The organism is Bacillus cereus group sp. RP37, from assembly GCF_040459695.1.
Lineage (GTDB): Bacteria > Bacillota > Bacilli > Bacillales > Bacillaceae_G > Bacillus_A.
The window spans coordinates 435,372-459,139 of the sequence record NZ_JARVHP010000001.1; the positions used below are offsets into that span (position 1 = coordinate 435,372).

The window sequence follows — 23,768 nt, forward strand, 5'->3', positions numbered from 1 at the left end:
ATTTTATAAAAGTGTCAAAAATCTTTATGGGAATGGGGAATGTTATAGTGAAAAAGCAAGTCATTTCATCAGCATTAGCGTTAACTGTTATCGCCGGGGGATTTGGAACGTTTGGAGCAACGACAACGAAAGCGGAAGAACAAAAAATTCAATATCATCAAGAATTTAAAACACCTGCATACATAGGTGAAGAATGGAAAGCACCGGAAGGACTAGATAAAAAAGAGACGGTCTTTCAATACTTAGAGAGTAAGAAAGATATGTTTAAATTAGCAGGAAACATTGATAAGCACTTCAATGTCGTTGGGGAAGAAAAAGATGCTGAATCTGGTACGACACATGTGAAGTTAGTTGAGAAACATAATAACATTCCTGTGTACGGTTCAGACCAAACTGTTACACTAGATAAAGAGAATAATGTAAAAGCATTCTTCGGACAAGTTATTCCGAATTTAGAGAATAAAAATATTCCTGCATTTGCAAGCATTAGTGCAGAACAAGCAGAAACGATTGCAAAGGCAGATATTCAGAAAGAAATTGGAGAAGTAAAGAATTATGACGGTGTGAAAAAAGATTTATTTGTGTATGAAAAAGATGGAAACTACTATCTTGCATACTTAGTTAAGGCATCGATTTCAAAACCAGCTCCAGGCTATTGGCATTACTTTGTTGATGCAACAAATGGAAATGTGATTGAGAAATATAATGCTGTAGATAACATTACAGGATTTGGTTACGGAGTATTAGGAAATAGACAATCATTTGAAATTGCTCAAAATGAGAAGACAGGAGCATTCCATTTATTTGATGGTAAGCGTGGACAAGGTGTTCATACATTTGATGCAGAGAATATGGATGAAAACTGGTTTAATATGTTCTCACAATGGTTTGGATATACAGGTGTCGAAGTAGAAAGTAAAAATAAGTTTTTTGATGACAAAGCAGCGGTTGATGCGCATGTAAATGCAGGAAAAGTATACGATTACTACAAAAAGACATTTAACCGTAACTCTTTCGATGATAAAGGTGCGAAGCTTATTTCTTCTGTTCACGTAGGGGAGAGCTGGAATAACGCAGCTTGGAACGGTATTCAGATGATGTACGGTGATGGAGATGGCAAGACATTTATTCCATTATCTGCTGGCCTAGATGTTATCGGTCACGAATTAACGCATGCTGTAACTGAGCATACAGCAAATCTTGTTTATAAAAATGAGTCAGGCGCGTTAAATGAATCGTTATCTGATATTATGGGTGTCATGGTTGAGAAGAAGAGCTGGGATTTAGGTGCTGACATTTATACACCTGGAAAACCTGGTGATGCACTTCGTTCTCTGAAAGATCCAGCATCTATTCCAAACCCATTAAAGCCAGGTGAAGGTTACCCAGATCATTACAATAAACGCTACACTGGAGCAGCTGATAATGGCGGCGTTCATATTAACAGTAGTATTAATAATAAAGCTGCATATTTAGTATCTGATGGCGGAGAGCATTACGGCGTGAAAGTAGCTGGAGTAGGCCGTGAAGCGACAGAAAAAATTTATTACCGTGCTCTTACGAAATATTTAACTGCAAACTCTGACTTTAAGATGATGCGTCAAGCTGCTCTTCAGTCAGCTGAAGATTTATATGGTAAAAACTCTAAAGCTGTACAAGCTGTAACGAAAGCTTATGATGCAGTAGGCATAAAATAATAAAAGAAAAAGACCTGACTAGGATGTCAGGTCTTTCTTTATCCCGCTTTAATGGGCAGTAAGACCCCCACCTCAAAATTCAGCGAAAGCAAAGAAGTTAGGTGGTGGATCAACTGCCCATAAAAGTCCGATTGGTTCAACTAATAATCAGTGGGGGATGAAGACCCCTCACTGATTAAAGTTTCACTTTATTTAGTCACGAATACCTAATGCGATTTTCGCCATACGTGACATGCGTTCTTTAGACCAGGGTGGATTCCAAACGACATTTACTTCTATTTCATTGACTTCAGGTACGTTCGTTGATAATACTTTTTTAACGTCTGATACAATTTGCCCAGCCATTGGACAGCCGATAGAAGTCATCGTCATCGTAATGACAGCATTGTTATTTTCATCTGCTGTAACATCGTAAACTAATCCGAGATTAACAATATCAACACCTAGCTCAGGATCGATAACAGCTTCTAAATTGGTATATAATTTATTTTCAAATGCTTCTTGTGACATAAGTAGCACCTCCTACACATTAATGATATCGATTCTCATTATAACGGAAATGTGTATAATGTGCAGGAAATGAGCTCAAAAAAATATCCCTTTTGGGAAAGGGATATTTTTTGAAAGCTATTCAGTTTTGAAATGAGATACGAGTTGATCTAATTCTGCAACTGTTTGTTTCATTTGTCTTGCAGTTACGGTCATTTCATTCATAGTAGTGACTTTCTTCTCAGCAGATTGTGCTGTAGCTGCTGTTTCGCTAGATACTTCAGTTGAAATAGAAGCGATGTTATTAAGCGAAGCGTTCATTTCTTCAGCGCTTGCAGCCATTTCTTCAGCAGTTGCTGAGATGTCTTGCATTTGAGTAGATACTTTATTTACTTGTTCGACAATCGTTGTGAAGGAATTGCCAGCTTCACGAATGACAGTAATGCCTTCAAATGCTTCAGAACGGCCTTGGGACATCATGGAATTCGCAGTTTCAGTATCTTGTTGAATTTGATGTAGTAATTGGTTAATATCTGTTGCCGCTGTTTTAGATTGTTCAGCAAGTTTTCGAACTTCGTCAGCTACGACAGCAAAACCTTTTCCTTGCTCGCCAGCACGGGCTGCTTCGATAGATGCATTTAAAGCAAGTAAGTTGGTTTGTTCTGCGATATTAGAAATAGATTGTACAGCTGTATCAATATATTTTGTATGTGTGATTAGACGTTCGACCACTTCTGACGTAGCATTTACAGCGTCGTGTATCGTTGTCATTTGTAAAACAGATTTTTGAATAACAGTACTTCCATCGTTAGCTTGTTCAGATGTAGCTACAGCAAGTTCAGTTACAGATGAAGCAGATTCAGCAATACGCTGAACACTTACTGTCATATCGTCCATTGCAGTTGAGCTTTCTTCCATACTAGAGGCTTGCGATTGAATACTTGCATTTAAGTTGGACATCGAGCTTTGAACTTTTATTGTTGCCTCGCGTGATATATTCGTCTTTTCTAGCATATTTTCAGAAGCATCTTGTACTTCCACAGATGTTTTTTGAACACGATTGATGATATGTTGTAGGTTTTCTAACATTTTATTAAATGATGTTGCAATCGTACCAATTTCATCATTACTATTTACTTGTAGGCGGGCTGTTAAGTCACCTTCTTGAGATGATAATTCTTTTAGTTTACTATCAATTTGTTGAATTGGTTTTACAAGCTTACCAGAGAACCACCATGCAAGAATGATAGCTACGATAATACAAATAACAAGTGATAAGAAGATAACATATTCAATTTGTAGTGAAGATTGATCAATTTTTTCGATAGATTGATCACGTAACTTAGCTTGTTCATTACTGTAATTTGTGAAGTCACCAATTACTTTATAAACAGTACCATTTTCTGCATAAGCTACTTGTAAAGCCTCTTCCCACTTTTGTTCTTTGGCAAGAGTGAAAACTTTTTCTTCAATAAATTTTCTCCAAGTTGATCCTGATTCCATTGTATTTTTCACAGATTGAGAAATATTTGGATTAGAAAGAAGTTTATCTTTTGAATCCTCCAGACGTTTACTCATCTCATTAAACTTGTCTAATTCGACTTGATCATGTTGTAATAAATAACCTCTTAAAGCAGAAAGTTGTACTTGATAAGCGTCTCCACGTTCTTTCAATTCTGTTGCAAGGGGAGAAATTTCTTTTTGTAAAGCTTCAGCTTTACGAGATTGGTCAATAGCAAAAAATAAAATAAAAGCCAAGGCGATGCCAAATAAAGCGCAAATTGTTCCCATCATGAACATTAGTTTTTTTCGAATGCCAATAAAATTCATATGATAAAAAGCCTCCTTTTTTTGAAATCTTAGTATTAGAATTAATAAATTTAAAAAATTGAAAGAAAGCTTTACTCCATCTGGAACAAAGCTTTCTTCTTTCCTTTAGGAATTATAGCAGACGGAATGAGAGATAGAAAGAGATATTTTAAAGTGAAAAAAGAGAGACTGTAAATCTCTCTTTTTTCACTTTAAGCGTGTGTTTTGAAATGAGAAACGAGAACTTCAAGTTCTTGTACAGTCGTTTTCATTTCAGACGCTTTTTTAGCAACGACACCCATTTTGTTTACTTGGTCACCAGATGAAGTTGCTGTTTGTGATGTTTCGGCGGCAACCTCATTTGAAATAGAAGCGATGTTATTTAAAGCTGCATTCATTTCTTCAGAACTTGCGGCCATTTCTTCAGCAGTTGCAGACATTTCTTGCATTTGTGTAGAGACTTTGTTAATGTGGTTAACAATTTCTGAGAATGAAGATCCAGCGGTACGAATGACTGTAATTCCTTCAGAAGCCTCTGACTGACCTTGCGCCATCATTTCATTTGCTATTTTTGTATCTGCTTGAATTTGATGAAGTAAATGGTTAATGTCAGTTGCTGCTAGCTGAGATTGTTCAGCAAGTTTTCGTACTTCATCGGCAACAACAGCGAAGCCTTTTCCATGTTCCCCAGCACGGGCAGCTTCAATGGAAGCATTTAAGGCAAGTAAATTCGTTTGTTCCGCGATATTAGAAATGGATTGAAGTGCAGTATCAATATGATTTGTATGTGTAATGAGTCGCTCTACTACTTGTGATGTAGCGTTAACAGCTTCGTTAATAGTATGCATTTGCGTAATAGATTTCTCAATGACTTTATTTCCATCATCTGCTTTTTCTGAAGTTGTAACAGCTAGGCTAGCAACAGAAGAGGCAGATTCTGCAATACGCTGAACACTCGTTGTCATATCATCCATTGCAGTTGAACTTTCTTCGATGCTGGAAACTTGTGAACGAATATTATGCTCGAGAACATTCATAGTTTCTTGGGTTTTTGCACTATTTTCCATAGAAGCAGTTGTTTCGATAAACACATTTTCAGACGCTTCTTTTACATCTGTTGATGTTTGTTGAACTTGTTTTATGATACGTTGTAAGTTAGTGAGCATTTGATTAAAGGAATTGGCGATATCACCAATCTCATCTTTACTCGTTACGTGCAATCTAGCAGTTAAATCGCCATCTTGAGAAGCTAATTCTTTTAATTTCTCATCAATTTGTCGTATCGGTTTAACGAGTTTACCAGAGAACCACCATGCTAATAAAATAGACGTTACTGTACATGTAATGAGTGAGAAGAAAATAATATATTGAATAAGAGATGAGGAAGACTCTACGTCAGCAATTAATGCATCACGTTTATCATTTTCTTCATTTGTATATTTAGTAAAACGACCTAAAAGATCATTTACATAATCGGTTTGAGCTAAAGCGATTTTGGATGCTTCGTCCCATTTTCCTTCACGAGCGAGAGGGAGGACTTCATTATCTATGACGCTTCGCCACTTCCCTCCCATTAAAATGGCTTCTTTCATTCCTTCTGGGAGTTTTTTATCACTTGTTACTTTCTCTCTAGTATCAGCTAGTTTTTTTCCTTCTCGGTTGAACTTATCCAATCCTTTTTGATCATGTGACAGTAAATATTCTTGTAAACCAGCAACTTGTGCTTGGAACCAATCGCCACGTTCTTTTAAAATGGTGGCTCTTTTTGATACATCATCTTTTAATGTTTCGACTTCATTTGCTTGGTTCATGGCGAATGAAAGAATAACAATAAGAGCAATGCTAAATAAGGAACAAATACTTAAGAGTGTGAACAGTAGTTTTTTTCGAATACTAACATACTTCATAGTTACCCCTACCTTTAAAAACTATTTATTATGATTTATTAATATTAAGAACAAAATTAATAAAAAACATTATTATGAAGTTATTAATCTGTTCAATGAAAAGTATAGCAGATAATGGAAGATGGCAGATTGATATGAGTAAATGTTCTTAAAATGTATACATTTGTATATCAAAAAATTCATAAAAAAAAATGAGAAAGGCTATTGTAATTTGAAATAACATCATGTATACTTCTAATTAGTTGATAACGATTATCAGTATCAACTGTAACATTACTCTTCGTTATGTTGGTCATACCCCTTTTTGACGACGTAAGTCAGAGACGAAATGTTGAAATATCTTGTGTCCTATTCTACAGAATTATGGTAATCTCCAACCTCAACTTATATGCGTAAGCATGCAAAAAGGATCCTATCCGTGAAGGGATCCTTTTTTGCATTTCGTCGCAATTAATGTATATAGACCGGGTATTCTTTCTTCAATTCCTTCTGGGGCAGTAGAAGGGAAGACCCACTTTTGATGAGGTCCCTGTTCTTCAATTAGTTTTTCGATTTTAAAATGTTCTTCGGCGAGTGCTGTAATAATTTCTCCTAATGTCCAGCGACGGATGGTTGTTTTCGGTAACGATTCTTTCTGTGCTTCTGTAAGAAGGATGCTATAAGCAACGTCATCTTCAATCAATTCTTCATCGAAATAATTTCCATTGGCCCGAAATGATGGGTGGTCTACTCCTAATAATTTCGTGTAAACAGGATGATAGTCACGAAGAATAAGCATTCCATCTCGCTTAAGTAAGGTAGCAATTTTTTGAAAGAGCGGTTTTAAATCTAGAAAGTAATGGAGTACACCAAGTTCTAGCAATACGATATCGAATGATTCGGATAGCTGGACATGTAATACATCAGAAACGACATACTGGATAGAGACACCTGCTGCTTCCGCAAGTTCATTTGCATATTTTGCATTACTTGCTGAAATATCAACAACTGTTACATCAGCTCCTAAAAGAGCGAGAGCAACGGCTTTATTTCCTTTTGACCCGAGTAAATTAATAATGCGTTTTCCTGTTGGAGATTGTATGTAAGGTAAATAGTGATTTACCTCGCGCATAGGATCTTTTATGAGTTTTTTCGCGTAATCGGCTGGTGCCCCGTGGCGATTCGTCCAAGCTTCATAAGCAGCTGCATTCCAGCTTTTTTTATTACGTGTGCTTAGTTGTTTTTGATTCAATCGTATCACTCCTTTTGTGAACGTATAGTTATTCGGCAAGAGGATGGGATTTCCTTTTCTTTCTGAATAAAAGTTTGATTTTTCTGTTATTAAGTCGTACAATACTTGTTATACGTAAAAGCGTTGAAAAGGAAAAGTAGGATGAACGCATTCTTTCCAGAGAGCTTCGGTAGCTGAGAAGAAGCAAGAATATTCATTTGAACAATGGCCTTTGAGCTTCGTCCTGAACTTATCAAATGATAATAGTAGGCGGCGACGAGAGTTGGTACTCGTTATCAAAACCACAGTATAAGAGCATATAGCTCCGTACTTGTTAAGGCTAATTGTGTGAGTAATTGGCGAAATAAGGTGGTACCGCGACTGTTTATACAGCCCCGCCCTTATCTTTTTTAAGATAAGGGCGGGGCTTTTTTATATTTAAAAGGAGGAATGTAAGATGAGTATTTTTATTGGAGGCGCTTGGCCGTATGCAAATGGTTCGTTACATCTTGGACATATTGCGAGTTTGTTACCTGGAGATATTTTAGCACGTTATTACCGGGCAAAAGGTGAGAATGTGTTGTATGTTTCGGGAAGTGATTGTAATGGAACACCGATTACAATTAGGGCAAAACAAGAAGGTGTGACGGCGAAGAAAATTGCTGATAAGTATCATGAAGAGTTTGAGCGATGTTTTTGTAGCCTTGGTTTTACTTATGATTGCTATACACGTACAGATAGTGAGCACCATCATGAAACGGTTCAAAAAGTTTTTTTACGTTTATTAGAAGAAGGTCATATTTATAAAAAAACAGTGGAACAAGCATATTGTGAAACATGTACGCAGTTTTTACCAGATCGTTATGTAGAAGGAATTTGCCCGCACTGTCATGAAGCAGCAAGAGGAGATCAATGTGATGCTTGTTCAGCAATCTTAGATCCACTCGATTTGTTAGAAAAGAAATGTAAGTTATGTGGTAGTACGCCATCTGTACAGGAAACAGAGCATTTTTATTTCGCATTGCATACATTTCAGCAGCAAATTAAAAGGGCGGTAGAAATCGCCAAACAAACAGGGACATGGCGCGACAATGCGATTCAACTAACAGAGAGATATGTAAAGGAAGGGTTACTAGATAGGGCCGTATCACGTGATTTACCAATTGGGGTACCAATTCCAGTAGAAGGGTATGAAGATAAGAAAATTTACGTATGGATTGAAGCAGTGACAGGCTATTATTCAGCGAGTAAACATTGGGCTGAAGAAACAGGGAAAGATGATCAAGAGTTCTGGGATAGAGAAGCGAAAACATATTATGTGCACGGAAAGGATAATATTCCGTTTCATTCCATCATTTGGCCAGCGGTATTGCTTGGAATAGGAGAAGGGGCAATTCCTCGTCATATCGTTTCGAATGAATATTTAACAGTTGAAAAAAGAAAATTATCTACAAGTAAAAACTGGGCAGTATGGGTACCTGACATATTAGAACGATACAATCCAGATTCCATTCGTTACTTTTTAACAGTCAATGCACCAGAAAATCGTGATACTGATTTTTCGTGGCGTGAATTCATTTACAGTCATAATAGTGAATTGCTAGGTGCATACGGGAACTTTGTGAACCGGACATTAAAGTTTATTGAAAAGTATTATGGTGGTATCCTGCCGAAGGGAAGTATTGATGTAGAGCTGAAAGATAAAGTAGAAGGATTATATAAAAATGTAGGAGAATCAATTGAGCAAACTACATTTAAGGTGGCGCTAGAAACAATATTTGATGCAGTACGTTTTGCAAATAAATATTTTGATGAGAGACAACCTTGGAAACAACGAGAAGATGATCCAGTTTCATGTGAAGAAACGATTTATAACTGTGTGTATCTTATCGCTAATTTTGCAAATCTCCTTGAACCGTTTTTACCATTTTCAAGTGAAAGCGTTAGAAATACATTATCGATTGTGAACCGAAATTGGGAACCTCAAAATACGTTGCCGAATAGAATTGATAGTGTACAGCCACTATTTGAACGAATTGATGTAAAGCAAATCGAGCAAGAGGTAGAGAAGCTGTATGGAGCGGTAAAGTGAGATAGGGAAAAAGACCTTTCAAATAAATGAAAGGTCTTTTGTTATGCACTATGCACATGATTAGGTTTTTTTCCTCTCCTAGCCGTAAGCATCTGAGGAATAAAAATCCCAAGCAATATAAAGAGTATCCCAATCCACTGCATGAATGTTACGACTTCATGTACAAGTGTAATAGAAGCGATAATGGCCGTTGGTAATTCAGCTGCTCCTAGTATTGTACTAAGTCCTGTTCCTACTTTCGGTACGCCAATTGAAAAACAAATGACAGGTACGACAACACCGAACAATCCGAGGAAGAAAGCGTATTTCCAAAGACCGGCTTGCAGGGCACCATCCGTTAAAAAGGTTGGCGGGAAGAATAGGCATACGATAAGAGTAGCGCTTGTCGTCATAAGAAAGCTTTTCGTATAAGGTGGAACTTCTGTAGCAACGCGCCCACTTGCAAAAACATAGAATGAAAAAGAGACAGCGGCTAATAGACCAAAGATAATACCCTTCGTAGAAAAGCTTTGTCCGAGACCTTCAAAGACACCGCCTGCAAACAATGTACCAGTAAATAAAATAATGATAGATATAACCTTCTCACGGCTTGGGAATGTTCGATTTGCAATTGCTTCAATGACTACACCAATCCATGTGAACTGGAAAAGTAGGACAACAGCGATAGATGCCGGTAGTTCTTCTACAGAAATAGCGTAGAAAATACCAGTCATACTCATCGTTGTGCCGACTGTTAATAATGAAAAGAATTGCTTTTTTGTTACTTTATGACGTGAAACGAAAAGAACGAGCAGAAGAAGCCCAATCCATCCGAAGACATATTGTCCTCCTAATAGTTCATGTGCTGAAAATCCATCAATGAATCCGAGTTTGAAAATAGTTGAAAGTACGCCGTAGCTACAAGCTCCGAATAAAACGAGTAATGAATACTTAAATTTTTCCATGAAAATTCTCCTTTTAAATAATAAAAAACGCCCGCTATCCAAATAAGGATAACGGGCGAACGAAACAGAGTAAGATACTCTACAAAATTCCGCCACTCATACGAAGTATGAATTTGGGGTATGAAATTGTAGTAGGTTTTTACATTGCTTTTGGGAATACAATAGAACATTTTACACCTTGAGGTGTGTTTTGTATCCCATAAGGAAACTGATGTTTATCTAGTATTTGTTTTACAATGTATAACCCAAGACCACTACCTTGTACTAAGCCATGTTTGTCAGGGTTCGCGCGATAGAATGGCTCAAATAAATGGGCAAGTTTATCTTCATCTATTTGTGAACCTGTATTTAATACTTCTAATGCGTAACCGTTAGGCTTTTCATAAAGCTTTATATATACATGCTGATGGTCAATTGTATAATGAATTGCATTTGAAATAATGTTAAAAATAGCAGTTTGAATAAATTTAGGATCTGCTAAAACCTTTACATCTTGTTTAATGTTAGATTGAACATTTAATTGCTTTACAGATACGAAATAATCTACTTTCTTCATAACATCCTCAATAATATTGGTTAATGAGATAACTTTTAAATCAGGTTTAAATTGAGGGTTTTGTATTTTGGATAATTCCGACATTTTTTCCGTTAATATGTTAATGTCTTGCATCATTTCATAAGAACGTTTTAAATATTTATCTCTATCTTTATAAGCTCCAATTCCGTGAATCATGCCATCTAGTTGTCCCATAACAGCTGCGATTGGTGTTTTTAATTCATGGGAAACCATAGACATAAATTCTTTACGAGATTGTTCTAATTGTTGCTCCTTTTTGAGTTCATTTCTTAAATCTTGATTGCTTGCATGTAGATTCTTCACTATACTTGGGACCTGTGAAGCAGCTACTTGCAAATTAAAATCTGTTTGATCCGTATTTTTGTTAAGTAGCTTTTTATCTGAGAAATCAAGATTTATAATATCTTTTAAAGCATCACTCATATATTGAAAAGGTTTGGCAATTAGTTTTGCATAAATTAAAGATCCGAGCAGAGATAGTGCAAGCATTGTTGCGCCAATATGTGGAGCTAACTGCTGTAGTGCATCTGTTAATTTTGGATCATCCTGTGCATTATTTGTTTTACTGGCTGCATTTTGTTTATGTAAGGCATCATTAGTAGCGACTTGCTTTTCCGTTTCTGTAAGTGGAGCAGAAGCGCTATTTTTCCCCGAAATATTTTGAGCATGTTCTTTTGCTTTTGCAGTTTGGCTAGGCTGCAAAAGGTGAGTGATAGCTGTAGAGAGAGATTTATAATCTATAATAGAAGATTGGAAATTAAAAATGTCTCCCTGTGATACAGCTTTATTTTGATTCGTTTTACTTTGGTCGTTTCGTTTATCTGAATCCGCTTGTTCTGTAGTATGCGTTCCATTTTCTTTCGCAAAACGTTCTTTATCGTAGTTTGAAGCTAAGAAGTAAATGATTTGATAAAGACAAAGTGATAAAAGAATACAAAATAATAAGGTTTTGATGAAAATATTTTTGGTGATGTTGTCTTTGCTACGATTCGATTTTGTAGCCAATGCCTTTCACCGTTTTAATATAAGTAATTCCTAATTTTTTTCGTAAGTTTTTAATATGTGTATCTATAACTCTTACATCACCATAATGTTCATAGCCCCATACCTTATTCAGCAAATCACTTCTTGATAATACTTTTCCTCGATTTTGCAGTAAAGTATAAATAATTTCAAATTCCTTTGTTGTCAATTCAATTTGATTACCATGAACATAAGCGGCATATGCTGTAGAATTTAACATCAATTCATGGAATTGTAGTATAGTTGCAGTCTCTGCTTCCTTCGTTGCTGCCCTTCTTAATACAGCTTCTACACGTTTAATAAATACGGTGTAATGGAACGGTTTCGTAATATAGTCATCAATACCTAATTCAAATCCTTTAATTTCACTTTCTTCATTATGTAAGCCTGTTAACATAATGATTGGTACGTCAGATTGTCCTCGCATAATTTTACAAATACTATAGCCATCTATATCTGGTAACATCACATCAAGGAGGACAAGATCGTATGAATTTTTTTGGAAAAGAAGTATACCTTCTGTTCCAGCGCCAACAACATCAACGGTAAAATTTTGTGCCATTAGAAATTCACGAATAAGTTCTTGTATATCTGGGTTGTCTTCAATCACCAGTATATGCGTCATAGTAACACCTCCTAAATAACGCTTTTTACTGCAATATTCGAATTCATCATTTTTCGGATGACTCAGATTGTTTATACATATAATAAGCCCCCGCCATAAAATAATCATGAAAGTAGCAAGGGGAGTTGTTTAGCGAAACTGAATATTTAAGAATTACAGTAATTCTATTATAGTATGTATTGTAAAATTTATAAAATATTATAACTGTATAATTTTAATATCCATGTTTATCAATGTTTTAATTTCATTTAACACAATCTATTCCCATTATATATGTAAATACAGTTGTTTTGCTACTGTAAATGAATAAATAAAATAAGCCAAGACATAAAATTCTTGGCTACACGTAAATCGTGTTCTTAGGTTATTTTACAGTGACAGTAGCTTGCTGGGGAATACGCTCAAATAACCAGTGTATATCATTGTTATACATACGAATACAACCTAGTGTTGTCCATTTGCCAATTGCCTGATTATTGTTAGTCCCGTGAATCGCATAAGTTGTTCCGTAAGTTCCTGCCATGTTTAATCCGAGCCAACGATCACCAAGTGGATTACGTGGGTCGCCGCCTTTAATTTTGCCTGTATAATAAGGGCGGTTTTTAATTTTATTAACGATTTGAAAAGTACCTTTAGGCGTAGGTGTAGTTGCTTTGCCAGTAGCGACAGTAAAACTCTTGATGAATGTTCCATTTTGATAATAATCCATTTTATTTAACTGCGTGTCTACGATAAGCTGGTCTTTCGTTGTAGCTGCCTCCGCATTTGCGAATGGAATAGTTAAAAATCCTAATGATAATAGGGCACTTAATAATAGTTTTTTCATTATATTCTCCTTTTACTATTGTAATAGTCTTACATACAATGAATTTGTAATCCTCTTAATGCTTTATTTACATTTTCATCTAATGTTTCAAAGAAGGTAGTAATCTTTGGATTGTGTTTGTTGTTTTTATCAATAAGTAATCTTTCATTTAGTAAAAGCTCACCATGTAGTCCAAAGCTTTGAACTTGAATCTTTAGTTCATCTTCATTTTCAGAAATGATTGGTAAGAAATAGTGAAAAGCTTTCGTTGGAATGATGTAACTTTTGCCAATCATGCTTTCTTGATTTGAATTAATCCATTTTTTCGTGACAATCTTAATGTTCTTTTTTGAAACGATAAAAGATAGTGTAGTAGATTTTGTTAAACTTACGTCAAATTCACTTGTTTCACATATGTGTAAATTAAAAACGGTTTCATTTTGATGAGATTCAACATTTGTATTAATAAAATCGTGCATTTTATAAGCTTCCATTTCTTATTCACCCTTTTTTCAATTTCGAAAAGCGACTTATATTTATTCAATTTAATGCTTAGTAATATATTAGTTAAATTTTTCAACAAATTCCGCTATAATCTTACAATACGTATATGAAGCTAATATGAAGTTAGTATGAGTTTGTAGTGGTTTTTTATTGAGAACGAAATAAGGTGATTTTTAAGTGTTAAAAACTGGATGGAAAATGTATATTAAGGCCAGGTTTCTCACGGTATATATTTGTTAAGTTGTTTTTAAATTAACGTACATAGAAGTAAATAAAGAACAGAAAACCTTAGTGTGAGCCTTACAAAAATGTAATAAAAATGTAAGCTATTGTGATAGTTATTTCGACAATTTTTTTATACAATAATAGTAAGAAGTTGTACGTGATTGAAAGGAGCGATGACATGGAATGGGTTCATGAATTATTTCAGCAGTACGGGTACTATGTTGTACTTGTTGGTTTGCTGTTAGAATATATTGCACTTCCGTTTCCGGGAGAGCCAACATTAGCATATGCGGGATTTTTAGCACAGAAGGGCGATTTAAGCTTACCGATTTTAATTATCCTATCTTTTATTGGGACAAGTGTAGGAATGACAATTCAATACTTTTTAGGAAATAAATTAGGTATGCCCTTTATTCAAAAGTATGGGAAATACGTATTTTTAACACAAAGAAAAATCGATTTAACAAGAATGTGGTTTGATAAGTATGGGTACTTCCTGATTTTTATCGGTTTCTTTATTCCTGGTGTACGTCATTTTACAGGATACTTTGCAGGAATTATTAACTTACCATTCCGTCGTTTTGCGATTACAATTTACTCAGGTGCTCTATTTTGGGTATCATTCTTCTTAATCGGTGGTTATTGGTTAGGTGGAAATTTACATGACATCTTTGGAGTGCTAGAAGGTCATATCGGTAAAATTATTTTTGGAGTGATTGTGATTGTGGCAGTTACGTTAGGCGTTCGTTTCCGCAAACAGTTAAAACAAGCATTTTTACAAAACGCAAGTTAATATGGAATCCATTCTATGTCAGAATTTAGAAGGCAGTGCAAAAGCACTGCCTTTTTATTTTATGTTCTAATCTATTTTAATACGTTTTTGTTCATCCTATTTAAAACTTCATAGGTTGTTCTGTCAATTATTAACGTCAAAATGACAATTATAATTGACAATGGTAAGGATATTATTTACAATTTTAATTAAATAAATGAAAAAGAGGGAAGACATGAAGCTTCAAAATCGAGTGAGAGAATTGCGAGCAAAGCATCGTTTATCACAAGGGGATTTAGGAAAAGCGATTGGATCATCACGGCAAACGATTAGTTTAATTGAGCGCGGCGATTATGCACCATCTATTGTATTGTCGTTAAAAATCGCACACATTTTCAATGTACCGGTGGAGGAAATATTTATGTTAGTGGAGGGGGAAGAGGACGATGAAGAGTAAACGAAAAAAACAATTTGATTTTGTGGGGAAAATATCATTAAGCATGATGGGTGGCTTTTTAACAACGTATGTAGCTTTAAATTTACTCTCGGATGAACCGAGAAAATTATCATCTAATACATTTATAGGTGTATGTACTATTTTTGGAATCTTAATGATGTATTACACTTGGAAGAATACACGTATGTTAGCGGAGGCACGCGATGAGGAAGAGAGCGTACAAGGCAGAAAATTAGGCATTATAAGTATATATTTACGTGTAGGTGATATAGTTACACAGGCATGGTTTGTATATGCAGTTATTACATGTAGACGTGCACTGTTACAAGATACAAATGTTTCATTTGCAGTGTGGAATTTAGTAGCTTCTATCGTCTGTTTAACTATCGTAGTGATTATCGGGCTCATAACAAAAAATCGTTATAATAAGCTATATCCTGAACAAGGTGTAACGTATATGGAATCTATGAAAATGTGGACGAAAAACGCAGATGAAGGATTAAAACATATTGTGTATGAGGCTGGATATAAAGCATATGAATTTACGAATACAATATTGGCATATGTATGGTGGGCAGCCGTTATATATACAGCAGCTAGCGATATCGATTTTGTATTAATTGGCTTAATCTCATTTATTTGGATATTGCATCTTGGGAAATTCATGTACGAAATGCAAAGAAAAATGATTTATTAAGGGGAGAAAAAGGTGGATATTTTAAGAAGGCCAGCTGGTTCTATGACGGCGGCGTTAGTTTTGTCCATTTTATACGGAGTAATCCGAACTGGGAAATTAGAAGTAATGTTGGATATATGGGCATTATTTGGAATTTTTTTATTAGTCATAGCTATTCATGAGCTAGGACATGTAGTATTTGGTTTAATAGGTGGTTTAAATTTTAAATTTATGACAGTAGGGCCGATTACTTTTCAAAAAGAGAAGGGGAAAGTACGCATTCGAGAAAATAAATTATGGGCGTACTTCGGAGGCGTGGCGATGTTAGTGCCTTCTTCTATAGAGACACCGAACCTTTCGAAAAAATGGGCGTGGCTCACTTTAGGTGGACCGATTACGAGTTTATTATTTGGTATTACTTTCGGTTACATATACATGGTGAGTTATTATCAATATCTTTTATATTTTTCTGTTTTACACTTTGTGATTTTTGCAGCTACAATCGTACCGATAAAAGGAACGTTATTGAGTGATGGTATGCAATTTCTCATTTTAATTAAAGATGATGAGAAAGCGAAGCAGCACTTAGATAACATTCAAGTATCGAGTGAGTTATTTAGTTATAAGAGGCCGAAAGATTGGGATAAGAGATTAATAGAACTTAGTGAGGAAAAATTAAAAGAGGATAAAAGTATAAGAGATATAATGAGCGGACTTATGCTCGTTTTTTATGCCAGAGCCGATCAAGAAGGAATGGGAAGAGCGATACCATATATAGAACCAATTGTTCAACTACCTGTAACGAAAGAAAATAAGTTTTTCGTTAGTAGTTTTCATAGTTGGTATCTTTTATATAAAATTCTTTATCAGATGGATAATCTTTCTCTGCAAGAAGCGAAGCAACGTGGGAAGGCCATTACGAAAATAGACTTACATGGGTATTATCGTACACAAGGAATTATTAAATATTTAGAGGGCGATATGGAAGCTTCCAACGTTTATATAAGGAAAGCGGATAAAGAATTGAAGAGCGCTGAGAATAGTGAAATGGGATATTTACAATTAGAAAGAGAATGGTTTGAGCAGCTGAAAGAGAGGGTATCTTACGATGGGTGAGATATCCTCTTTTTTCTATGTCATCTTATGCCGTTCCATAAAAAGTCTGAGGCGAGTAAAATAAGAGCAGAAGAGCAAAGCTTGGAGGAATTCTAGATGGAAATTTTAACGATTATTTTAATCGTCTTGCTCATTTATGCTGTTTTTAAAGTAGCGTATGTAGCATTAAAAATACTCGCGATCTTATTAGTTATCTTTTTAATCGTAGAGTTCGGCAGTAAGTTGCTTGGGGGATAGGGTATGTTGTACGTTTTGAATGTCGAAGGATGTCGGTAAATCGATATCCTATATCGAATCGTTGATATAATGAAAAAATCGTTGATATAAGTGGAGAAATGATCGATATATTTGAAAAATCGTTGATATATTTCGGCGAATACTGAGTGGGGTATGTGGAAAAGAAGTTGCCGCGGGGTAACTTCTTTTTATTGTGGTGACGGGGTATGCAAAACAACATAAAAAAAGCTGGAAGAATATCTTCCAGCTTACGAGTTACTTTCAATTTGGCGACCGTTTTCTTCTTCATTGTCTTGTAATAAGTTGAATACGTCTGCTAGGCAGAATGCAATGAACCAAGTCCATAGACCGTGGAAGAAAGCTGAGCTTAATTGAAGTGGTAATGTATAGTTAGTCATTGAATAGGAAATACATCCGCCAACGATTCCGATCATTGTTAATAACATTGTTTTTTGCGCATTTTCTTCTGGATTGAAGAGGAAGAAAATGTACCCGCCTAAAATTGAAGCGCTTACAAGTGTTTCGATTCCATTAAAAATGATATTCTCTCCAAGCTGAGTGTTTGTCCAGAAGCAGATCGTTCCGCCGATAATAGCAAACAGGACAGCTATTGTGTATCTTATATATTGATTCATATGTTCATCTCCCTATGTAATAAGATGATTTGGAAGTCAAAAAGGTAGGTATAGTATATTGAAGTGAGTTTTAGTTGTACGTATCTTTTTATAAAAAGATCATTGAAGAGTGATCGGTTGTGTAAACCGTTACGTGTATGGTGTCTGAAATATACCTGACTGCTCGTTTCTTTTTGCTTGTAAAATAAGAGAAACTTCCAAGTCTATATACTCTTTTTTTGTGAGTCTGCTTTCATTATAACACATTTAGGGTCACAATAATAGAATTATCTGATTTTGTAATAAGTGTAAAAAATAAAAAGCGCAAGGAAATACCATTCCTTGCGCCTTTTTATATGCGTTTGAAACGGCCGACAATTTCAACTGTTTCAGTAATGTTCATAAATGCTCTGTTATCCACTTGACGGATAATACGTTTCATTTCGCCTAACTCATAGCGAGTCACGACGGTGTAAATCATTTTTTTCTTATGGTTTGTATAGCCGCCGACAGCATCTACCATTGTCACTCCGCGTATGCCGTGATGTAGTAGGGCGCTTTTTATTTCCTCGCCTTTTTCTGTAACTGTCATTATCGTTAATTTAATATGTTTCGTATGCACGGCATCAATTACTTTACTGACTACAAACCGGCTAATTAACGTATAAAGTGTAATATCCCATCCGAAAATAAATCCTGCTGCAACAAGTAAGATTAAGTTGAATCCAAAGATGATTGCTCCAATCGAAATATCTCGATGTTTCGCTACAATCAATCCAACAACATCAAAGCCACCTGTTGAAGAAGCGAATCGGAATATGATTCCTGAGGCTGCTCCGCAGATTACACCGCCGAATACAGAGGACAGTAAAATATCGTCTGAAACTTGGTGTACAGGGATAATATTCATCGCTAACGATGATACAGCTACAAAGTACGCTGTTAAAAAGGTTGTCTTCTTGCCTAAGTAAAAGTGACTTAAAATAAGAAGAGGAATGTTTAGTAAAAAGATAAGTGCACCGATATTGTAATGCATTAAATAACCGATAATCATCCCTACACCAGCGAATCCACCGCTAATCATGTTATGCGGGATAAAGAACATATTCATAGAAATTGCATACAAAATAGAGGCTACGAAAATAACAACCAACTGTATGATAAATTCTAAGTGAAATGTTTTAGCTGCTGGGAAGGATAAAAAGGCGGTGTCGGGAACGTAATCGGCGTCTCCTAGTTGACCCATAGTATGTTTCATCTCCATATTCATTTTTGATTACAAGAAGAGAATAAAGGTTTTTTCAAAAACTGGCAATAGTTTTATTATAATGCAAAAATTTTATAAATTTCTAATAAATCAAGCCTATTCATTGATGTGTGTGAATATACTAAAGAAAGCGAATACAATGTTTCTTAATTATTGTTTTCTTGAGAAAATATGCAAAATACTTTTTTTGAAAATAAAAGGAAATAGAGAATGTTTGTTGAATGTGCTAAAATGATCTTATTAAGGATGTGAAGCGATGGAATTTTTATTGCAGGATGCAATTCTATATATATCGTTTGTAACGACGGCGCTTTGTTTGTTAGAAGTTTTCTTCCTTGCTAACGTTTCTCGTTTTGTGCGTCAGCAAGCATCAAGCGGTAGACAAAGAGCTTTTAAACTAGTTAATACGTGTGAAGAGGGTACTGGTAATGTACCGCTTTTCTCTATTTTTTATAAATATGGAATGATTCGATCTGTGCGCAGACAAGAATCAAGTGAAGAGAATGACGAGGTAGGTCCGTATACACCAATGTTTCGCTAAATAATTACGAAACATTGGAGGAATGAACATGTTAAAATCATACCGAGCTGTGCTCGTTAGTTTATCATTATTACTTGTTTTTGTTTTATCTGGTTGCAGTAATGCAGCCCCAATTGATGCACATAGTGCGGGAATTTGGGATCATTATTTCGTGTATCCAATCTCGTTTATGATTCAATTTGTTGCTCATCATATACCAGGAGCTAGCTTCGGGATTGCTATCATTATTATGACGCTCGTTATTCGTTCAGCAATGATTCCATTAGCTGTTTCGCAATATCGTAGCCAAGCGAAAATGAAAAAAATGCAACCTGAATTGCAGAAGCTCAAGAAAAAACACGGTGATGTAAGCAAAGATCTTGAAAAACAAAAGCAGTATCAAAAAGAAATGTCAGAACTAATGAAATCAGGGGGTTGGAATCCACTTGCTGGTTGCTGGCCACTATTAATACAAATGCCGATTTTCTCTGCTTTGTATTATGCGATTAGCCGAACAGAAGAGATTCGCACATCTTCATTTTTATGGGTGAACTTAGGACATGCAGATCCGTATCACATATTACCAATTCTTGCAGCGCTAACGACATTTATTCAGATGAAAGTTTTCCAATCTAATATTACACCTGGAGAACAAGTACAGATGCTGAAAATGCAGCAAATTATGATGCCGGCAATGATTCTATTTATGGGATTTGCGGCGCCATCAGGACTTGTGTTGTACTGGATAACGGGTAATTTATTTACAATGACACAAACAATTGTATTAAGAAGAATAATGGAACGTGAAGAATTACAATTACAAAAAGCTTAGAAAAACGCCGCTCGGGATGAGCGGCGTTTTTTTTGTTAAGTCGTTAAGGAAATGTTAAGAAACCAACATTACTATAGGCATTGTATACGAAAGTGTACATGCTTTAGAACTATGAAGGAGGAAATTTCCTATGAAGAAGAAAACAGTTGGGTATTTAGCGATTGCAGGTGCTTTATCATTCGGAATTATTGGAGGAGTCGGTATTCCGGCATTCGCGGCAACGAATACTCCAGCAGCTGAGCAGTCTACAAAAACGGCGAAAAAAGATTTAGATGATACCACAAAACAAAAAGTAAAAACGATTATGGACGATACAAAGAAACAGTTAGAGGAACTAGGTGTAAAGCTTCCGGAGAAAGAGAAACGTAAAGACATGTTCGCAGGATTAGATGAGCAAACAAAAGAAAAAGCGAAGTCAATTTTAGAGCAAGAGAAATCTGGGAAATTAACACGTGAACAAGCAAAAGAAGAATTAACGAAGTTAGGCGTGAAAATGCCAGAGAAGGGTAAGCATGGTGATATGTTTGCTAACTTGGATGAGGCAACAAAAGAAAAAGCGAAATCAATTTTAAAGCAAGAGAAATCTGGGAAACTAACACGTGAACAAGCAAAAGAAGAATTAACGAAGTTAGGCGTGAAAATGCCAGAGAAGGGTAAGCATGGTGATATGTTTGCTAACTTAGATGAGGCAACAAAAGAAAAAGCGAAATCAATTTTAGAGCAAGAAAAATCCGGGAAATTAACTCGTGAACAAGCAAAAGAAGAATTAACAAAGCTAGGTGTGAAATTTCCTGAGAAAGGTAAGCGTAAAGACATGCTTGCTGACTTAGATGAAGCAACAAAAGAAAAAGCAAAGTCTATTTTTGAACAAGAAAAATCCGGGAAATTAACTCATGAGCAAGCAAAAGAAGAATTAACGAAGCTAGGTGTGAAACTTCCAGAGAAAGAGAAACATGAAGACATTTTTGCGGGATTAGATGAGGAAACGAAAGAAAAAGCGAAATCAATTTTAGAGAACGAAAAGAAACAATTAGAGGCATTGAATGTGGATCTTCCGCACCATAAAGTGAAACTTTAATCAGTGGTGCATTTCCACTGATTATTAGCCCTCACCAATCGGGCTTTTACGGGCAGTTAATATTCCAACTTCATCCTTGTATTCGCTGGATTTTAAGGTGGAAGTTTTACTGCCCGTTAATGAGGGGTAAATTTTTTATGAAAAATGAAGATAAATAATTGAACTATGTCGTATCTTTCGTGTGGGCAACCGAAAGGTACGTGCGAGGACCGATTTCTGTCAGCAGAAATCGGTCCCTTTTAATGATTCGTTGAAATTTTTTTCATTGTTAGTATGTATCCAAAGACACAGTAGAAGATTGCAAAACCGATAAACACCTCTGTGTATTGATACTTACCTAACACGTAGAAGGAAACAGCTGGTATAATAGCTACCGTTAAAATGCTATAACTAGGATACTTGTGCCTGTACATGATAGCGAATAGAACAGAAAGAAATGTAGCGATGATACAAAAAACAGCAATCATTATTCGTGCACCTCCTAGATGGATCATACCATTTTTAGGGAATTAGAGAAGTGTCGTATCTTCTGTTATAATATAAGAATAGAAATATTTCTTATGTTATATAAAAAAATATATTGATTTTTTCTAACAATTCAATATAATGAACAATAACTACAAAATTCGACATCAAGAAGTGATGATGAGGACACGATCGATTTTTTACGATTCTCAGAGAGGGAAGCCTTTGGCTGTGAGCTTCCTAATACGGAAAATGGATTACCACCTCTGAACTGCAGCAGTGAACGGATACCTAGTAATTGCTTGCCGGCAAAAACCGTTATTTAGACTTGAGAAATTGGTGAAGTGTGTTACTTTACGAATTGAAACAAGGGTGGAACCACGAATACAACACTCGTCCCTTTTTTAGGGAGGAGTGTTTTTTTATTTCATTTTTGCATCACACTAGAATTGGAAGGAGGATACGCAGCATGCATCATGATGAGAAGAATAAAATTGGTTTAACAGTAGCACTTTCTATCGTAGTAGGAACGATTATTGGATCTGGTGTGTTTATGAAACCAGGGAGCGTATTAGATTACTCGGGGAGTTCTAATATGGCTATTCTTGCTTGGGTAATTGGTGGTCTGTTGACGCTAGCGAGTGGTTTAACAGTAGCTGAAATTGGAGCGCAAATCCCGAAAAATGGTGGGTTGTATACGTATTTAGAGGAAATCTACGGAAGTTTTTGGGGATATTTATCAGGCTGGATGCAAACGATTGTTTATGGACCAGCTATTATTGGAACATTAGGCTTGTATTTTAGTTCTTTAATGATTAATTTTTTCTATTTAGATAAAGTATGGAATTTACCAATCGCAATTGGAACAGTTGTGTTCCTTGGCGTTGTAAATAGTATGGGAACAAAATACGGAGGTATCGTCCAAACGGTTACGACAATTGGGAAGATGATTCCAATCGTTTTAATTGTTGTGTTAGGTTTTTGGAAAGGGAATAGTGATATCTTTAACGTAGTTGTGCCGATATCAGAAAATCAAAGTATCGGTATGGCAATTTTAGCAACGTTATTTGCTTATGACGGCTGGATTCTACTTGCTTCGATTGGCGGAGAGATGAAAAATCCAACAAAGTTATTACCGAAAGCGATGACGGTTGGTATTTTAATTGTAACGGCTGCTTACGTATCAATTAACTTAGCGTTACTAAATGTATTACCAGCAACACAAATTGTAGACCTTGGAGAAAATGCTACAGCGACAGCTGCGGGCATGTTACTTGGAGAATATGGCGGAAAAATTATTAGTATCGGTATTATCGTTTCTATTTTCGGTTGTTTAAATGGAAAGATTTTAACGTTCCCACGTATCCCGATGTCGATGGCAGAACGTGGACAACTGCCATTTTCTAAGTTTATCGCAAAGGAAAGTCCAAGATTTAAAACACCAGCAAATGCGATAACTGTTGAAATCATTTTAGGAATTATTTTAATGATTATTAGTGATCCGAATAAGCTATCTGAGATTTCCGTATTCATTATTTATATTTTCTATGTAATGACGTTTATTGGTGTCTTCATTTTAAGAAAGCGTAATAAGAATAAAGAGCGTGCATACAGTGTACCGTTATTTCCAATCGTACCAATCGTTGCGATTTTAGGTTCGTTCTTTGTAATCGGTAGTGCGATTATTAACGATCCGGTAAGTTGTTTCTTGTCAATTGGAATTGTCTTTACTGGACTGCCGGTGTATTGGTATTTAAATAAGAAGAACAAAACGGAAGTGTCATGATTGAAGGGTAGGCGTATAATACGCCTACCTTTTTTACTGTA

General features: G+C 35.6%; 23 protein-coding genes and 2 other annotated features. Of the genes, 11 read left to right on the forward strand and 12 right to left on the reverse strand.

Annotated elements, in window-relative coordinates:
* Positions 1 to 47: 47 nt before the first annotated feature.
* A complete protein-coding gene (gene nprB, locus QCI44_RS02130) occupies positions 48 to 1,697 on the forward strand; it encodes a neutral protease NprB (protein WP_016085652.1) in 1,650 nt (549 codons plus the stop codon).
* 192 nt (positions 1,698 to 1,889) lie between these two features.
* On the opposite strand, the gene QCI44_RS02135 is transcribed toward nprB, so the two are convergent.
* From QCI44_RS02135 to QCI44_RS02150, 4 genes are all read right to left on the reverse strand, one after another.
* Positions 1,890 to 2,207, reverse strand: a complete 318-nt coding sequence (locus QCI44_RS02135; protein WP_016135969.1) for a metal-sulfur cluster assembly factor — start codon at positions 2,205 to 2,207, stop codon at positions 1,890 to 1,892.
* Positions 2,208 to 2,324: 117 nt separating this feature from the next.
* Positions 2,325 to 4,016, reverse strand: a complete 1,692-nt coding sequence (locus QCI44_RS02140) for a methyl-accepting chemotaxis protein (protein WP_016135968.1) — start codon at positions 4,014 to 4,016, stop codon at positions 2,325 to 2,327.
* A 191-nt stretch (positions 4,017 to 4,207) separates the two neighbouring features.
* Positions 4,208 to 5,902 (reverse strand): methyl-accepting chemotaxis protein, encoded by a 1,695-nt coding sequence (locus tag QCI44_RS02145; RefSeq protein WP_353810987.1) that lies wholly within the window; start codon positions 5,900 to 5,902, stop codon positions 4,208 to 4,210.
* A 412-nt stretch (positions 5,903 to 6,314) separates the two neighbouring features.
* Positions 6,315 to 7,133 carry a class I SAM-dependent methyltransferase gene (locus QCI44_RS02150; protein ID WP_033660218.1) on the reverse strand — a complete coding sequence of 273 codons (819 nt, stop codon included), beginning with the start codon at positions 7,131 to 7,133 and terminating at the stop codon, positions 6,315 to 6,317.
* Between the two features lie 114 nt (positions 7,134 to 7,247).
* Positions 7,248 to 7,518 (forward strand) — a binding site (T-box leader).
* A gap of 51 nt (positions 7,519 to 7,569) precedes the next feature.
* On the opposite strand from QCI44_RS02150, the gene metG reads away from it, so the two are divergent.
* On the forward strand, positions 7,570 to 9,204 hold the full coding sequence (metG, locus tag QCI44_RS02155) for a methionine--tRNA ligase (RefSeq protein WP_353810988.1): 1,635 nt from the start codon (positions 7,570 to 7,572) through the stop codon (positions 9,202 to 9,204).
* Positions 9,205 to 9,245: 41 nt separating this feature from the next.
* On the opposite strand, the gene QCI44_RS02160 is transcribed toward metG, so the two are convergent.
* From QCI44_RS02160 to QCI44_RS02180, 5 genes are all read right to left on the reverse strand, one after another.
* Entirely contained in the window at positions 9,246 to 10,148 is a 903-nt protein-coding gene (locus tag QCI44_RS02160) for an EamA family transporter (RefSeq protein WP_016085657.1), read from the reverse strand.
* 139 nt (positions 10,149 to 10,287) lie between these two features.
* On the reverse strand, positions 10,288 to 11,730 hold the full coding sequence (locus QCI44_RS02165; protein ID WP_016085658.1) for a sensor histidine kinase: 1,443 nt from the start codon (positions 11,728 to 11,730) through the stop codon (positions 10,288 to 10,290).
* Positions 11,708 to 12,373, reverse strand: a complete 666-nt coding sequence (locus tag QCI44_RS02170; RefSeq protein WP_016085659.1) for a response regulator transcription factor — start codon at positions 12,371 to 12,373, stop codon at positions 11,708 to 11,710. The genes QCI44_RS02165 and QCI44_RS02170 overlap by 23 nt, the downstream gene beginning before the upstream one ends.
* 364 nt (positions 12,374 to 12,737) lie before the next feature.
* Positions 12,738 to 13,199, reverse strand: coding sequence for a L,D-transpeptidase (locus QCI44_RS02175; RefSeq protein WP_016085660.1), 462 nt, complete (start codon positions 13,197 to 13,199; stop codon positions 12,738 to 12,740).
* 29 nt (positions 13,200 to 13,228) lie between these two features.
* Positions 13,229 to 13,672 carry a DUF3978 domain-containing protein gene (locus QCI44_RS02180; protein ID WP_033659968.1) on the reverse strand — a complete coding sequence of 148 codons (444 nt, stop codon included), beginning with the start codon at positions 13,670 to 13,672 and terminating at the stop codon, positions 13,229 to 13,231.
* Positions 13,673 to 14,085: 413 nt separating this feature from the next.
* Here QCI44_RS02180 and QCI44_RS02185 point away from each other — a divergent pair, with 413 nt between their 5' ends.
* From QCI44_RS02185 to QCI44_RS02205, 5 genes are all read left to right on the forward strand, one after another.
* Positions 14,086 to 14,700, forward strand: a complete 615-nt coding sequence (locus tag QCI44_RS02185; protein WP_016085662.1) for a DedA family protein — start codon at positions 14,086 to 14,088, stop codon at positions 14,698 to 14,700.
* A gap of 214 nt (positions 14,701 to 14,914) precedes the next feature.
* On the forward strand, positions 14,915 to 15,136 hold the full coding sequence (locus tag QCI44_RS02190) for a helix-turn-helix transcriptional regulator (protein ID WP_016085663.1): 222 nt from the start codon (positions 14,915 to 14,917) through the stop codon (positions 15,134 to 15,136).
* The gene (locus QCI44_RS02195) at positions 15,126 to 15,833 is read left to right on the forward strand and encodes a DUF3169 family protein (protein ID WP_016085664.1); all 708 of its coding nucleotides are present in this window, start codon (positions 15,126 to 15,128) and stop codon (positions 15,831 to 15,833) included. Before QCI44_RS02190 ends, QCI44_RS02195 begins: the two co-directional genes overlap by 11 nt.
* A 42-nt stretch (positions 15,834 to 15,875) precedes the next feature.
* Complete coding sequence (locus QCI44_RS02200; protein ID WP_033660225.1) at positions 15,876 to 16,928, forward strand: site-2 protease family protein; 1,053 nt, start codon at positions 15,876 to 15,878, stop codon at positions 16,926 to 16,928.
* A 96-nt stretch (positions 16,929 to 17,024) separates the two neighbouring features.
* On the forward strand, positions 17,025 to 17,165 hold the full coding sequence (locus QCI44_RS02205) for a DUF3985 family protein (protein WP_000404783.1): 141 nt from the start codon (positions 17,025 to 17,027) through the stop codon (positions 17,163 to 17,165).
* Between the two features lie 248 nt (positions 17,166 to 17,413).
* Here QCI44_RS02205 and QCI44_RS02210 read toward each other — a convergent pair whose 3' ends face one another.
* Positions 17,414 to 17,800 (reverse strand): DUF3938 domain-containing protein, encoded by a 387-nt coding sequence (locus QCI44_RS02210; protein ID WP_001077770.1) that lies wholly within the window; start codon positions 17,798 to 17,800, stop codon positions 17,414 to 17,416.
* 331 nt (positions 17,801 to 18,131) lie between these two features.
* Positions 18,132 to 19,025: a YitT family protein gene (locus QCI44_RS02215; protein ID WP_016085667.1), complete on the reverse strand. Its 894-nt coding sequence runs from the start codon at positions 19,023 to 19,025 to the stop codon at positions 18,132 to 18,134.
* 277 nt (positions 19,026 to 19,302) lie between these two features.
* Between QCI44_RS02215 and QCI44_RS02220 the strand changes: the two genes are divergently transcribed.
* From QCI44_RS02220 to QCI44_RS02230, 3 genes are all read left to right on the forward strand, one after another.
* Positions 19,303 to 19,587 carry a hypothetical protein gene (locus QCI44_RS02220; RefSeq protein ID WP_016085668.1) on the forward strand — a complete coding sequence of 95 codons (285 nt, stop codon included), beginning with the start codon at positions 19,303 to 19,305 and terminating at the stop codon, positions 19,585 to 19,587.
* A gap of 28 nt (positions 19,588 to 19,615) precedes the next feature.
* Entirely contained in the window at positions 19,616 to 20,398 is a 783-nt protein-coding gene (gene yidC / locus QCI44_RS02225; RefSeq protein WP_116363590.1) for a membrane protein insertase YidC, read from the forward strand.
* A gap of 130 nt (positions 20,399 to 20,528) precedes the next feature.
* Complete coding sequence (locus QCI44_RS02230) at positions 20,529 to 21,476, forward strand: hypothetical protein (protein WP_353810989.1); 948 nt, start codon at positions 20,529 to 20,531, stop codon at positions 21,474 to 21,476.
* 239 nt (positions 21,477 to 21,715) lie between these two features.
* Here the strand turns inward: QCI44_RS02230 and QCI44_RS02235 are convergent, their stop codons facing one another.
* A complete protein-coding gene (locus QCI44_RS02235) occupies positions 21,716 to 21,943 on the reverse strand; it encodes a hypothetical protein (protein ID WP_016135963.1) in 228 nt (75 codons plus the stop codon).
* Between the two features lie 166 nt (positions 21,944 to 22,109).
* Positions 22,110 to 22,345, forward strand: a binding site (T-box leader).
* Between the two features lie 65 nt (positions 22,346 to 22,410).
* Between QCI44_RS02235 and QCI44_RS02240 the strand changes: the two genes are divergently transcribed.
* Complete coding sequence (locus tag QCI44_RS02240; RefSeq protein WP_016085672.1) at positions 22,411 to 23,727, forward strand: APC family permease; 1,317 nt, start codon at positions 22,411 to 22,413, stop codon at positions 23,725 to 23,727.
* Positions 23,728 to 23,768: the final 41 nt, after the last annotated feature.